13 protein-coding genes and 1 pseudogene are annotated in these 13,971 nt (G+C 54.1%); 7 read left to right on the top strand and 7 right to left on the bottom strand.

Features of this window, described 5'->3' with window-relative positions:
* The 4 genes from K227x_RS17240 to K227x_RS17225 are packed head-to-tail and all read right to left on the bottom strand — an operon-like array spanning position 1 to position 5,214.
* Positions 1-1,836 (bottom strand): CYTH domain-containing protein, encoded by a 1,836-nt coding sequence (locus K227x_RS17240; protein ID WP_145171398.1) that lies wholly within the window; start codon positions 1,834-1,836, stop codon positions 1-3.
* Positions 1,833-3,122, bottom strand: coding sequence for a hypothetical protein (locus K227x_RS17235; protein ID WP_145171396.1), 1,290 nt, complete (start codon positions 3,120-3,122; stop codon positions 1,833-1,835). The genes K227x_RS17240 and K227x_RS17235 overlap by 4 nt, the downstream gene beginning before the upstream one ends.
* A complete protein-coding gene (locus K227x_RS17230) occupies positions 3,119-5,005 on the bottom strand; it encodes an SIR2 family NAD-dependent protein deacylase (RefSeq protein WP_145171394.1) in 1,887 nt (628 codons plus the stop codon). Before K227x_RS17230 ends, K227x_RS17235 begins: the two co-directional genes overlap by 4 nt.
* Positions 5,002-5,214, bottom strand: a complete 213-nt coding sequence (locus K227x_RS17225) for a MerR family transcriptional regulator (protein WP_145171392.1) — start codon at positions 5,212-5,214, stop codon at positions 5,002-5,004. The genes K227x_RS17230 and K227x_RS17225 overlap by 4 nt, the downstream gene beginning before the upstream one ends.
* Positions 5,215-5,324: 110 nt before the next feature.
* On the opposite strand from K227x_RS17225, the gene K227x_RS17220 reads away from it, so the two are divergent.
* The 5 genes and pseudogenes from K227x_RS17220 (at position 5,325) to K227x_RS17205 (ending at position 9,209) form a co-directional block, all read left to right on the top strand.
* Positions 5,325-6,209 (top strand): GIY-YIG nuclease family protein, encoded by an 885-nt coding sequence (locus tag K227x_RS17220; RefSeq protein ID WP_145171390.1) that lies wholly within the window; start codon positions 5,325-5,327, stop codon positions 6,207-6,209.
* 273 nt (positions 6,210-6,482) lie between these two features.
* Positions 6,483-6,854 carry a winged helix-turn-helix domain-containing protein gene (locus K227x_RS17215; RefSeq protein ID WP_145171388.1) on the top strand — a complete coding sequence of 124 codons (372 nt, stop codon included), beginning with the start codon at positions 6,483-6,485 and terminating at the stop codon, positions 6,852-6,854.
* Between the two features lie 88 nt (positions 6,855-6,942).
* Positions 6,943-7,119: a hypothetical protein gene (locus K227x_RS30665; RefSeq protein WP_218933323.1), complete on the top strand. Its 177-nt coding sequence runs from the start codon at positions 6,943-6,945 to the stop codon at positions 7,117-7,119.
* Positions 7,120-7,391: 272 nt separating this feature from the next.
* A pseudogene (locus K227x_RS31225) lies at positions 7,392-7,847 on the top strand (recombinase family protein); the annotation flags it as partial.
* A gap of 48 nt (positions 7,848-7,895) precedes the next feature.
* On the top strand, positions 7,896-9,209 hold the full coding sequence (locus tag K227x_RS17205) for a recombinase family protein (RefSeq protein WP_315854358.1): 1,314 nt from the start codon (positions 7,896-7,898) through the stop codon (positions 9,207-9,209).
* Between the two features lie 1,019 nt (positions 9,210-10,228).
* Here K227x_RS17205 and K227x_RS31445 read toward each other — a convergent pair.
* A complete protein-coding gene (locus K227x_RS31445; RefSeq protein WP_261343403.1) occupies positions 10,229-10,360 on the bottom strand; it encodes a hypothetical protein in 132 nt (43 codons plus the stop codon).
* A 473-nt stretch (positions 10,361-10,833) separates the two neighbouring features.
* Between K227x_RS31445 and K227x_RS17195 the strand changes: the two genes are divergently transcribed.
* Together K227x_RS17195 and K227x_RS17190 are read left to right on the top strand one after the other, a co-directional pair.
* Positions 10,834-11,802 (top strand): UDP-glucuronic acid decarboxylase family protein, encoded by a 969-nt coding sequence (locus K227x_RS17195; protein WP_145171380.1) that lies wholly within the window; start codon positions 10,834-10,836, stop codon positions 11,800-11,802.
* A gap of 74 nt (positions 11,803-11,876) precedes the next feature.
* Positions 11,877-12,215, top strand: a complete 339-nt coding sequence (locus K227x_RS17190) for a hypothetical protein (RefSeq protein ID WP_145171378.1) — start codon at positions 11,877-11,879, stop codon at positions 12,213-12,215.
* Positions 12,216-12,226: 11 nt separating this feature from the next.
* On the opposite strand, the gene K227x_RS17185 is transcribed toward K227x_RS17190, so the two are convergent.
* Together K227x_RS17185 and ubiE are read right to left on the bottom strand one after the other, a co-directional pair.
* Entirely contained in the window at positions 12,227-12,886 is a 660-nt protein-coding gene (locus tag K227x_RS17185) for a UbiX family flavin prenyltransferase (protein WP_145171376.1), read from the bottom strand.
* Positions 12,883-13,701: a bifunctional demethylmenaquinone methyltransferase/2-methoxy-6-polyprenyl-1,4-benzoquinol methylase UbiE gene (gene ubiE, locus K227x_RS17180; RefSeq protein WP_145171374.1), complete on the bottom strand. Its 819-nt coding sequence runs from the start codon at positions 13,699-13,701 to the stop codon at positions 12,883-12,885. The genes K227x_RS17185 and ubiE overlap by 4 nt, the downstream gene beginning before the upstream one ends.
* Positions 13,702-13,971 lie beyond the last annotated feature (270 nt).

Below are 13,971 nucleotides of genomic sequence, written 5' to 3'. Positions count from 1 at the left end.
TCACTCGGTTGGCCCGAACTCCGCTCCTTTAATTTCGGATGGTTCACTTCCCATGTTTACCATGTGATCTTTGAATAGCTCGCCGTAATTTCGACGTTCGGGATCACCGATACATTCACCGAACTTCGTTCGAATGTCACGGATCTGTTTGAGTTCCCCTTCAACTTCAATAAATTCACCGAGCAATGGAATTTCATCTAGGCAGACGATGGCCTCATCTCTTGATCGGCGGTAGGTGGTCCTCCGCTTCTCGAAGAACCAATACGGTGACAATTCCTTCGAAGAAAGCGACTCAATTGATGCTTCTCGCGACCTGGTTTGGAATTCAAGCTCCACACGAGAGTATTCTCCGCTCTCAGTGTAGAACCTTGGTCCCTTCAATCCGATTACTGAATCATTTTCGGTGTCCCGAAGCCGGATGACAAAATCGAGGCTGCTGAAAGCTTTGTCTTCACGGTCATAATACTCGTCTCTCTGCTTCTCTTCGCACGCGACGGCAAACCCTTCAACCTCGAGGAGTTCCCGTAACGCCTTCCCGTCTTTAACCGGAAATTTAGCTTCTGTTTCTACGGTCGCTCCGGAGACGGACGGCACTTGCGTCGCCTTTGGAATTGGAAAACATAAGCCCTCCAGATTCTTACCGTTACCCATCCAAGGGTTCCAGTTGAAGTAGCGTTTCGCATGCCCGAATCTATCAACGTGATGCCATAACGATCTAACTAGGTCAGGACGACCTTCCCCTGCCTTGTAGAGAGGCACCTTGCCATGGTGTGCCAAGCCCTCGGTGAAAAGATCGCCAGTGCTCCCAACAAGCAAGACAGAATTTGGGGTTTGATTTGTGTCCGTGCAACGAATGTCAAGCTGGATATTCTGACGCTCGGTGTCCGCAATGAGCTTCTCTACCAGTCCGTATACGCCGCTTGAAGGAAGGATTCCACGTTTTCGGGTTTGCTTATCAGCCTGATCTTCAACTTGCCGGGCCAAGCCACCTCGGATAGCGACATGCAGGACCCAATTTTTGACGCCCCATGTTGAAATCAAATCTCGAAGATTACGAAGCTCATCGAGATTCTCGTTGTGGCTACTTATGACAGTTTGCACAGTTACTGGGACACCGTTCTCCAAACAAGTTTTTATCGTCTTGGCCGCACCAACTCGCGAGGCGTCCTTGTCCTTCGAATACTTCGGATTGGCTGGCCTGACCCTCGCATTCTCGTCAGAAGCTGCGTCAAGCGATACTCGCACATGAGCAAATGTTTCAACGATCGCCGGAAGCAATCTGTCGATATCACCGACGCCGGATGTGTCAATGACAATTGCCTTCTGTTTAGAAAGGCGTCTGATAAGCGAATTCGCACGCTCTGGGGCTGAGAGCGGATCTCCTCCCGTGATCACCGCAACCATCGCGGGAATCATGCTTGCCGTTGCAATGACGTTATCAAGATCTTGCTCACTTTCACCCTCGCGGTACGACTGCATCAAGTCGTCTGCATGACAGTAGCGACACATCAACGGGCAGTGCGACGTGCAGAAGCAGTTAAGCACCAATGGGTCAGTTACTGTCGGCAATTCAATAAATCTGCCAAGAAACGATGGGCCAGAGTATGCAATCTGCTTTGTCTTCGGATCGGTCTCGCAGATTCCAAGTGATGCGAAAGCCCGGTAGAGCTTTTCTTCCGGGGCATGAACCTCGACCCACTTGTCTGACAGCGCAGCCGCGAATGGTGCAAGCTCGCGATCAATTGCAAAAAAATCATCTCGTTCAGGAACATACACGACACCGCCAAACACATCGCTTCTATACCGAACGCCCCGGCTCTTCTTCACGCGTATCATGCTGGCCTCCTAAATGCGAGCCACCACTCCTGCTGCGCTAGCCCGTAGAGCCCGCTCTTAGCTTTTTGACGTAATTGCCCAACGTGGCCTTTGATGATCTTTTTTGTCTCGCTGACTAATTCAAGGCCACAGGTCGACTCAAGAACATCGATTACGATTTGCCCAGTCGGGAAAAGGATGTCCTTGCGAACAGTGTCGCGAACAAAAACGACCATCACGCCATCCTTTTTCAATCTCTCTGCCGTACATTCCATGGCCGAAGTTAGGCCCTCCGCGTACGACCTAAAAAATGGGTAGTAGTAGTTCGCGCTTGAAGCGGACTTGTCTTTCTTGATTTCGTCAAGGACTCGCTCTGCCACTCTTGGCAGTTCCTTCGGGTTTTCTGCAAACGAGGCAGACTTTCCTCGCATTACCGTCGACCCAATTTGTTCTCGCCGAATTTCTGTCATTGATCGATTGCATATGCACGCCAACGCTTCGCTTTCAGGCGCCCATAGTTTCGTGTAGTCCAGACGGTTAGCGTAAGGCGGGGAAGTGATTATTGCGTGCGCCTTCGGAGCTTTGTAAAGCCGGCATTTCGCCGCATTTGTACGTTGGACTGTTAACGTCCCAATCCGTTTGCTGGAAATGTTGCTCACGTTCTCCTCTGCAAATGCCTCCCACAATGAAAGTGCTCGAAGAACCGTCGGAGCCAAGCGAAATTCTCTAGGTATGCCACCAGGCTTTGACCAGGTCGGGTTGTCGGTTGAACGACAACAAGCAAACTCACGTGCTGCAAGCAGTACGATACCTATCTCAAACTGTGATTCTTCGGATGTTCTCCAAAAGTCGTTGTCCCAGCCAAATGGGTCGTCAAACATTGAGAGATTTGCAAGCTGCCCAAAATCGTAAAGATCATCGCGTATGGTTGGCGCAAACCAATCGTCCACGTACTCGGGTTGGCCTCCTTTTCGCCGCTTCCGATTGAGGCGATGGACTTTCTTTCTCAATCCCTCGGCCAGAGTTTTGTAATTCAATATTAGTTTGGGAGATCGAAGGCAGGCCATGAACGACAGGGCTGGATTGATATCTCCTAGCCAAACGTTGTCTCCCTTCCACGCGTTGCGAGATAACGCAACCCCTTGTCCACCCATCGGATCGACGATCGTTCGTTTGCGAGTTGATTCGCCAATCGCACTTGCAAAAAAATCAATTTGGTCCGATGTGTAGCCACCATATGAACGACTGAAAAAAGGTGATGGATGTTGTCTTGTGAGTTTGGCTGACTTTTTTTTCGATGTCATCATTCGAGAACCCAATTCGCAACGGCATCGACCGTGGGCCTCATCAGGGTGCTCGACTCCGCCTCCGCGCTGACAATGATTTTTGACGCAACGCATTTCGGGTCTGTCAAGTATTCGGGTGAAAACACACAACCCGCCAAACTCCAAGGAACGATAGCATTCTCGGATCGCCAATCCGTTTCTGCATCTTGGCCACCAAGTTTGAGCTCTAATGTTCTTTGGACATCACTCTTCGCCTTCCAGCGGAGGTTAGTAGTTTCCATGTGGGTATTGGAGAGCTCAGGAATATAGAGGTGGCCGACTAACGGATCTCCCTCGGAAATCCGCTCCCTCCATGCCTGCCAAAGATTACACTCGTCGTGTCCACCAAGTGTGAGTAATGAAGAACCTGGAAACTCATCGATAAGGTGCTTCAAGCACGCCCAAACCACGCCCGGAGTTAGTAGTCGTCCCGTTCCTTTTGACATGTACTCTTCAAGTCCCATGCCGACCTTGTAGAGTTTGCAGATCAGAAGAACTTTTTCGAGCTTATAGCTTTCGCCGCCGAGCCATTTCTGGACATGATTCCAAGCAATCTGCGGATCTCGCGTATTGAGAATATTTTTAAACGTTCGGGACTCTAGTTGATCTGATTTCCCGCCAACTTTGCTAATCCAGCGATGAACACGCTTGATGAAACGCGACGCCTCGTATTTCTTATCGCCAAAATCATCCAGACACAAAATGACACGTGCGCCCTGTCGTTGGAGCGCAGCAGCAGCGAAGGATTGGACTGCGTGAATTGCACTCGGTTCTCGCAGTCGAACCGGCCAGTATACAATGGGATTTGTTTGCTCTTCGAACGATTCTCTTTCCCAACGAAATGCAAAGTTGTCCTCAAGAACTCGGAACAGATCCAAGAAAGATTCGGAGTTGGCAGGTGCTCGCTGAATCCGGCATCCTGGCCAATCTGATTCTATCGTCGAACCAGATTCCTGTTGCGTTGGCATTGCAACAGAGGTTTTTGAAGTCCTGTCTCTTTTGTCTTTTAATACACCTTCGATTAGGTGTGTGAGATCTGCTCCGTGGTTTTCATATTCAAGCACTTGAATATTGTGTTTTTCCCAAAGCGATTCACTGTCACCATCCCCGCTCCGGAACAATGCGTAGCTACTCGCGAGAGATCCAGCAAAGCAATTTAGTACCTTCTCGAGCATTTCCATAACGTATCGATCTTCTAAGCTGAATCCGACAAACAGCAGTGGCCTATTCGCGACGATAGCGTGCAACTGTTTACGGGCAGCCTCGTAAGTATCTTTCGTGCTCTCGACGTATAGCCTGTCGTATTGGGAAGGCGCAAGAATTAGGCTTTCAGAATCGGCAATATAGCCGTGCAGGTGCCATACTCGAGACATCTGGCGACGGCTTTGGCTCGCAATGCCAGCGAGATCAGATCGGTTTGCATTTAGAATTGGAGTCGCTTTTTCATTGGCCCATTCCAAGGCGGAGTCATAGTTTGTAGTAAGAACTAAATCGGGATTAACTTCCCAGATGAGCTTGTGGAGGGAGAGATCGGCATCTGCTGGCTTGGCCTTATGAAATAACTCAACCATAACTTTCGCGAATCTGGCATGACCAAGCGACTTGTACGCTTCGCCCGCAGCATCAAAGAGTCTGCCAAGGTTGGTATAGGTTCTAACCAACGTTTTTTCGGGTTCACGACCTTCGCTTTCGAGTTCCTGTTCGAGTCGTTCAAGAACACCAGTCCAACTCGGGAATAGATCTCGTTTCACGGAGAGGCTAGCACCTGCCCCGACAAAGGGAACGATTTCTCCTGCGGCCACGCTCTGACAGAGGGATGCTGGCATTTTCACTTTGTTTGTCATTTGATCTTGCGGGTCGTTCAATTGGTGCCTCGGCCTGGTTCACCTTCAGCCTTGTCGAGCTGACTGAGAAAGCTGTCTAGATCAGCACGTTTGAAGAGTCGGTATCCATTCGCTGGGTTTCGTCGCATTGGAATCTTTCCGTCCTCAGCCCACTTACGGATCGTGTTTTGTGCAACACCAAGTATCTCAGCCGCTTCGGCAGTCTTCACGTATTCAGTCAATTTTGGCATCGGAACCCTCCAATTTATGCGTGCTACCTAATCGCATACGCGCAAGTCTATCAAAGTCTGCAGTCCAGCGATACACTGTGGGGGCAACCCGAAATAGCCAGGAGCAATGTGTGACGACCGCTACCGCAAAAACGATTCAAATCTATCTGCCGACCGGTGAACCACGTGGGATTCGTATTGCAGAAATCACGACACGGATCGTGCAAGCGGTTTTGATCCCGCGTAGCGATCTTGCCCAGGGAAAGCTTCGCAAGGAACTCAATCTGCCTGGCGTCTACTTTCTGTTCGGCGAGGGCGAAGACGAAGCGAAGCCGATCGTTTACATCGGCCAGACGGAAGACGCGCGGAAGCGTTTTGATAGCCACAACAAGACGAAGACGTTTTGGAAGACGGCGATCTTCTGCGTCTCCAAAACGCAAAACTTCACGCAAGCCCACATTCGATACCTGGAATGGTACTGCATGCAGCGAGCGAAAGAGGTCGCCCGCTACACGCTCGACAACGGTCAGGTGCCTGACAACTCAACTTACGTTCCCGAACCAATGGAAGCCGAACTGCTGGACGTTTTTGAAACGATCAGCACGTTGGTTTCAACGCTTGGCTATCCGGTCTTTGAACCGCTGGCGCGAACCGTGAGTGCGGGACCGCGTTTTTATTGCCGTTCACGCGGATGTGATGCGAGTGGTGAACTCGTCGAGGACGGCTTCGTTGTTTTTCAAGGTAGCAAGTCGCGTATCGATCCCACTGCTTCGATGCCGGAGTCGATTGGCAACCGACGCAAAAGCATGCTCGAAGCCGGCATCATCGAGGAGATAAACGGCATCTACATTTTCCAACAAGACTATCTCTTTCCTTCGCCGAGTAACGCTGCAGCATGCGTACTCGGTGCATCCGCAAACGGATGGAACGAGTGGAAGGACGCTAGCGGGAAAACGCTAAGCGAAATCCATCGAGATACCCAGGACGGTGACGATTCAAGCGAAGACGTTTCGTAAGCGAACGCCCGCTGTCGGCCGCGCCGGCAAGCCAACGCATCTATCTACCCAACCAGCCAACCCGTCCGCGACGTCGCCTTTGTGCGGCCTTGTCGCGGGCATTTCTTTTAACCGTTGGCCAACGTTTCCCCGCGTTTTTCGGCATGCGAAAAAGTTCTTGGAATAACTCCGGAACAGCGCTGGATGTGTTTTCGAGACAGAGGTAACTGTGTGGTCCCGTTGGCCACGGTGGCCAACGCGGAACCTCGAAACCCCAACTACGGGAACACAAACATGGCTACGAAGAAAACCACCACCGCTACCAAGACCGCTGCCGCCAAGAAGACTTCGGCAAAGAAACCGGTCGCCAAAAAACAGCCCGCCAAAACGACGAAGGCGACCACGGCAAAGAAGCCTGCCGCTACGAAAACGAACGCTAAGAAAAAGCTCAGCCAGATCGACGCGGCCTTGGCGGTTTTGAAGAAAAGCCGCAAACCGCTTTCATGCAAAGAAATGGTCGAAGCGATGGCCAAGGCAAAGCTTTGGACTTCCCCAGGCGGCAAGACGCCTGACGCGACCTTGTACGCCGCGATCCTCCGCGACATGCGAAAGGGCAAAGACGCCCGCTTCAAGAAGCCAGCGCCCGGACGGTTCACCAACGCGTAAAGCGAACCGCCCGCTGGCGCTGACTCCCACCGCGAAGGTCTCGCCCTTTGCGGTTTCTCGATTTCGCACATTCAAAGAGGACTAAACCATGAAGACGTTTTACGTTGCCACGCTCGCCCGCTACGTCCTAGTCGACGCGGCCGACGAAGCCGAAGCCGCATCGTTAGGCCAAGATTCCCTGCACGCGTTGTACGCCGACCTGCGGGCCAAGCACGGCCGAGACTGTCACGGGGCGCTCGAAAAGGGACCACCTGTGGGCAACTAAAACGCCCCCACCCAAATGGATAACGCAAGCCAATTCGTTTTTTGGATTTACAGCCCGTTGCCCCGTCCTCGGGGCTTTAAATCCGAAGAACGAATTTGCGGACACACCTCAGATTGGTGGGGGCACGAAAAGCGCCCATTGCTGGTCCCATCGAGGCGCCCCGTGACACGAGACATTTCTGTCGAAATCCGAACCGTTCGTCTGGCGACGGATGCGGAGATTGACCTTTGGCAATTCCACCAACGCATGCTTCGCGAAAACGGAAGCGACCAATGACCAAGAGAAAACTAACGCCTGCCGTTGGCTACATCCGGATGAGTACGGATCGCCAAGAAAACAGTCCCGAACGCCAGCGACGGGAGATTGAGCAGCTAGCGATTCGCTAAGGCTATCGCGTTACGAAGTGGTACGAGGACCACGGGCTAACGGGAACGGAGTTCGCCAACCGGCCGGAGTTTCAAGCCCTCCTTCGCGATGCCCAGCGCGGCCGGTTCGAGGCGATCCTATTGCATAAACAAAGCCGGTTCTCGCGCGAAGACATTTTCGACGTCATGTTTCATTGGCGACTGCTTCGCGAAGCGGGCGTCGATATTGTCACGTGCCAACGCGGGCGTCTTCGTTTCGATGACCTCGGCGGAATCATCACGGCCATCATTGACCAGCACGGAGCCCGCGAGGAATCGATCAAGCTCGCGACCCGCGTCGTTAGCGGGCAGCGATTGCGGGCGAGCCAAGGCAAGCGTATCGGCGGAACGCTCTGGGGCTACGATCGCGAGATGTACGACGACCAGGGCAAGCTCGTCAAACGCATCGGATTCAAAGAACGGTTTCGGAAGCCACCAACGTGGTCCTCTCAGCTGGTCCCGTCCGAAGACGCAACTGTTGTCGATAGTATCCGTTGGATGTTCGATGCGGTTCGCCAAGGGCATTCCGTCGGCCATGTCTGTCGCGGTTTGAACGAACGCGGACTGACGACGATTGCCGAGAAGCCGTTTACCTACAACACGGTGCTCGGCATGATTCAGAACCCTACCTACGCCGGAAAGCTTGTCGCTGGCAGATCATCGAAAGCGAAATTCTGCCGCTTTGACCAAGAGGGTTTGATCATCGTCGAAGACGCCCACGAGGCCATCGTCTCCCCGGACGTTTTCGACGCTGTTCAAGCCACGTTGGCAAACCGAAAGCGAAGCCACCAACGCGGTGATGCGGGCAAGTACATGCTCAGCGGTCTAGTTCGCTGCATTCACTGCGGGAATCGAATGCATGGCGTCCACAGACAAGATCGCGGTCGAGAGACGCCTCAAATTTTTTACCAATGCGGCAACGCTCCGTTAACACCGGGCTTCGATCCCAAGTGCCCACACCCAGTCGTTCGCCAGGATCGTTTGGAAGCCTTCATCATTGACACGCTCCGCACGCACCTGATGAAGACGAAGGCGGCAGAGCATATCAAAGACGCGATCCGGCGAGCCAAGACCAAACGCTCAAAGCAGGTGACGGGCGATGAACGGAAACTTGCGTCGGTACGGCAGAAGATTGAACGCGGAACTGAGAACCTAGCCCTGGCCGACCGAGAAAATTTCGCGGCGATCTCGAAACTGCTTTCCACATGGCGCGACGAAGAATCAGCCCTTCTGGCACGAATCGAGAACCGAGCCGTCGAACTAGCCCCGCTACCCGAAGCGATTGACGTCATCGAGAGGCTCGGCGAAGCATTCACCAAAATCAAATCTGCCGACCGAGTCAAATTGGCCCATGCCATCCGGCTAACGGTCGAGTCGATAACGATCGGGACACGAAACGCAAAGACGGGCGGCATCAAGTATCCCGAAATTTTCGGCGAGCTCACTGTGATTCCAACGCTAGCCAAGAGGCCGATGCCCATTCCCGATGAAGCTATCGGCCGACGAAAGATCTGGCGAGAGATTGCCGACCTAGTCCGCCAATCCAAAACGCCGCTGCACCTCAAGGACTTCTGCAGACACATCGGCACCGAAGACGCCAGTCATGCGGCCTACCATGTCCGCCGAGCAGAGCTGGCTGGGTTGATCATGAAGGTCGGGCACCGGGGCGGATGGGTCGTCTCGTAATCAAGTCGTTCAGTCTCTTCCCGAAAGGCACAGGACCGGCAAGGCTCCGTAGAAAACCATCCAACAGACGGAAACCGAGGAACTAGAGTCCGGTCGTGCAAATTTGTAGCGAAACATGTCCTCTGCAAATACTCTCGCTTCAACTGACTTCAGCGGGTACAGAACGTTGCGTTCCATCAAGGTATGCGTTTCGGGGGCGCATTGCTCATACGACTCTGGCGTATCTACGGAAATGTCATATTCGGCCGGCAAGACTTGATTTGTCTCAACGTAAAAAATGCCTCGAAACACTCGTCGTATGACCGCGTTGACGCGGTCAGCATCAACGGTGAACGCTAAGCCCAGTCGCTCAATTTGCCCGTCTGCAGTGCGAATCGGGACTTGCATTGCGTTCTTCGCAAATTCTTCACGGTGTCGTCTGGACCGTTGAAGAGACCGAATCGCCTTTTCGCTTCCGACTTTTCCGTGGCGACTTTCGCCCCGGTATGTGCTCATGCAAATTGCATTTCGGAAATACTCGTCGTCGCCAGACGCACCACCGTTGCAGTCTCGGCACGCTGGAACCGTAAGTAGATCGCTTGGCAGTGGTTTTCCAAACAACCCCTGTGGAGGAATGTGATCTCGGGTCGTGGGACCAAACTTCCCGCAAATGGCGCAGGTGCCACGACGACTTCGTTTCTGCTTTGCCATGCGGCCCCCCGTTCAAGTCACTAAAGTTTACCGGTCACATCCGGACAGATGAATTTTCTCCGACATTTACTAGGAGCGAAAGACGTGATCAACGGTTCGCGCACTCCGGAATTGGAAAGCGTCGCCAGTCGGTGCGGATAGAGCAGCCCGCACGCGCCTACGCAGTTTTCCACTCGGCGATTACCGTCGTTTGTCCCGCGTTTTAGCGAACCGTTCTGTTGAGCAAGGAGGCTCGCCTTGGATCCCACTGAAACAACTGCTGCTGACGACGACCGACCAACGTTGCCAGACGACGTTGCCGATGCCTGGGCTGCCTTGCTGATCCGCGTTCACGAAAAGTGTCGCGTCAGAAAGAGGCTGCCGTAACGCACCGGTTGGACTTGACCGATCAATGCAGCAACCTGGCTGCGCAGGCACTTTCGGATGGCGTCATCGTGGCGTTTGGGGGGATGGGGTGTCATTGCTGGCTGTCTGATTGGGTTGGGCGTTTTGTCTTCGGGGCGTGTTCGTGCTTGGGGGATGTTGGCGGAGTGAAGCGAAATCGTTGGCGGGCGGGTATTGGTGAGATCTGCGGTGGTTTGCTTTCGTGTGCTGGGGTTGGGGGATTGCCGGATCTGCGTCGCTTCGCTCCTTGATCCGGCCTACTTTTCTGTCTGCTTGGGTTGGGCATTTTGTGTTTGGGGCGTGTCGGCGGAGTGAAGCGAAATCGTTGGCGGGCGGGTATTGGGGAGTTCTGTGGTGGTTTGCTTTCGTGTGCTGGGGTTGGGGGATTGCCGGATCAGCGTCGCTTCGCTCCTTGATCCGGCCTACTTTTCTGTGGTGGGCACGTCCGGTGGGCGGAATGTATTGATCGCCGTTTCAGAATTGCGGTGGATCCTTTAGGCTTGTCGGACAATGTCTTGATTGGTCCTTCGCATCTTGGTCCCACGCACCCATGATTCAACGCATCCTTGTCACCGGCGGTGCCGGATTTCTTGGTTCGCACCTCTGTGAACGTTTGGTCGACGACGGTCACGACGTGATCTGTCTGGATAACTTTTTCACTAGCCAGAAGTCGAATGTCGTTCATCTGTTGGATCGACCCAACTTTGAATTGATCCGCCACGACGTGACGCTGCCGATCTTTCTAGAAGTCGACCAGATCTACAACATGGCCTGTCCGGCGGCACCCGGACACTATCAGTACAACCCGATCAAAACGATCAAGACCAGCGTGTTGGGATCGATCAACATGTTGGGCGCGGCCAAGCGTTGCGGAGCCCGGATTCTGCAGGCTAGTACCAGCGAGGTCTACGGAGACCCGGAAGTGCACCCGCAGGTCGAAAGCTATCGCGGCAGTGTCAATCCGATCGGCCCGCGAGCCTGTTACGACGAAGGCAAACGGGTCGCTGAAACGTTGTTCATGGATTATCACCGCAGCAACAACGTTGACGTGCGCATCGTGCGGATCTTCAATACCTATGGCCCCCGGATGCATCCCTACGATGGCCGCGTGGTGTCCAACTTCATTCGGCAAGCTTTGGCCGGTCACGACATCACGATCTTTGGCGACGGGGAACAGACACGATCGTTTTGTTATCGGGATGACCTGTGTGACGCGATCATTGGCATGATGGGCACCGACGACTTCGTGGGTCCGGTCAACATCGGCAACCCGGTCGAATTTACGATTCGCGAGTTGGCTGAAAAGGTGATCGAGCTATCGGGATCGAAGAGCAAACTGGTGCAACGTCCGCTGCCCGCCGACGATCCGACTCGCCGTCGTCCCGACATCTCGCTGGCCAAAGAAAAACTAGGTTGGCAGCCGAAGGTTCCCTTGGCCGAAGGACTTCAGAAGACGATCGATTGGTTCAAATCCATTGATCTGGGCGACTATCGTCCGCCCACACCGAACTACAGCTAGGAACCCGTTCGCACGGAAACGGCCGAATCCAAATCGGTGACAGTCAACCAGGGATTGAAACCACAGGACACGTCATGAACCGATGTCACATTGCGATCATCTGCACGGGGCTGTTGCTAGCCGCCGGCTGTGGTCACGCGCGATATCTGTTGAAAGAACCCGAAGGTGGCGTGGTGGCGATCCCATCGAATCAACCGCGGCATCGGGAAAAGGCGATCGAGTTGATGCAGCAGCATTTTCCGGATGGCTACGAAATCAACCGCGAAGAAGAAGCAGTGGTCGGATTGGTGACCCATCGTCACGAGCATGCGAAATCGGATGCCAACGACGGTGTTCACCACAAAGTGCATCTTCGGTCGACGGCAACGACAACGGATAAAACCGAATACCGAATCTCGTACCATCGCAAATGATCACTGCCGGGCTATTCGCCCCAGCGTCGCATCAGACCATTTTCGACGTCCAGTTGATCCAAGATCCTGGCCACGACGAAGTCAACCAGATCGTCGATCGTTTCGACTCCTTGGTACCACCCCGGCATGGCGGGCAGCACCACCGCGCCGGCCTTGGCGATGCGGTGCATGTTTTCGATCTGCAACACACTGATGGGCGTTTCGCGAGGCACCAGCACCAACTTTCGATGCTCTTTCAAATGCACCTCTGCCGCTCGCTGGATCAGGTTCGCTGCGGACGCATGGGCGATGCCTGACAACGTCGTGCCGCTGCAGGGGCAGATCACCATGGCCGACGTGCGAAACGATCCGCTGGCGATCGGCGTCATGTAGTCATCGTGGCGATGAAAGTGAACCAATTCGGCGGCTTTGGCGGCGGCGGATGCCGCATTTTCGCGGATGTCGTCCGAAGTCGTCCAAGGGGCGACGTAACCGACTAGGCTTTCCAGATCCAAATTCCGTAGGTCCAAGGTCAAACCCAGTTCTTGCTGGATCACGGTTGCTCCGCTGGGGCTGATCGCCAGATGAATCGTCTGGTCATTCAGGCACAGCATCTGGATCAGACGCACTGCATAGATCGCACCGCTAGCGCCAGTGATCGCGACCACGATCGGCAGCTTGGTGTCGTTCATCTGGCATCCCTTTGGGAAGACGCGGGCGCAGGCATGGTGCCCGGCTTGGTTCCTTCGTAGATCGTCGCAACACCGCATGTCAGCGGCGTGAAGCGAACGTTCAACAGGCCCGCGGCTGTCATCCGATCGGCCAGTGCTTGTCCGTCCGGGAACTGGCCCACCGATTCGGGAAGGTACTCGTAGGCCGATTTGTCATTGCGAGCGAACCATTGTCCGATCCGCGGCAGGACGTTGCGGAAATAGAACCCGTAGGCCTGACGCAAACCGATCAACCGTGGCTGAGAAAACTCCAACACCATCACTTGGCCGCCGGGCAGACAGACGCGAGTCATTTCTCGCAAACCGAGGTCGGTATCGGCAACGTTCCGCAGCCCAAAGGCGACGGTCACGCACTGGAACGTATCGTCGGGGAAGGGCAGTGCCTGCGAATCGGCTTCCAGGAAATCGATATCCGCCGAGGGGTGATTGGGTTGTCGTTTGTCGCGTGCAATTTCCAGCATCGCATGACAAAAATCGCTGCCCACGACGTTGACCGATGGATCGGCTTTGGCCGCGATCGCGATCGCCAAATCACCGGTGCCGGTACATGTATCCAAAACGGGATGTCCCGGTTTCAGGTTCAATCGTTTGACCGCTTGGACACGCCAATGCTTGTCGATGTTCAACGACAGCAAGTGGTTCATTCGATCGTAGTGCGGCGCGATCTGGCGAAACATCTCGCGGACCCGCGGATTGCTTTTATCGACGCCGCCGGTCACGGCAGATGAATCTGCGTCGGTTCGGGAGACGGGTTCTTCGGTGACAGGTCCGGTCATGAAAAGCTACTTTTACTTTCGCATCAAAACGAAGGGCATCGGGAGCCCGGTGGCTGAAAGATCGCGCGAGAAAAAAAAGCGTCCGTCGCCTTTTGCCGGGAACCGGCCCTTCGGGTGATCTTCACAAAAGGGGGGGGGCACTTATTTTCTGCTCGGTCTTAACCGCATCATAGCGACGCGGACAACGTCTCCGTAGGCCGGGCTGCGGGCAAACTTTTCGGCTGAATTGCTGGCTAGCTGCAAGGGTGACCGAACACCGCCATCGCCAAG

The sequence above is a fragment of the Rubripirellula lacrimiformis genome (genome assembly GCF_007741535.1).
In the GTDB taxonomy this organism is placed as follows: Bacteria; Planctomycetota; Planctomycetia; order Pirellulales; family Pirellulaceae; genus Rubripirellula; species Rubripirellula lacrimiformis.
The sequence above is the reverse complement of the archived record's forward strand: the minus strand, read 5'-3'. Positions and strand labels throughout refer to the sequence as shown.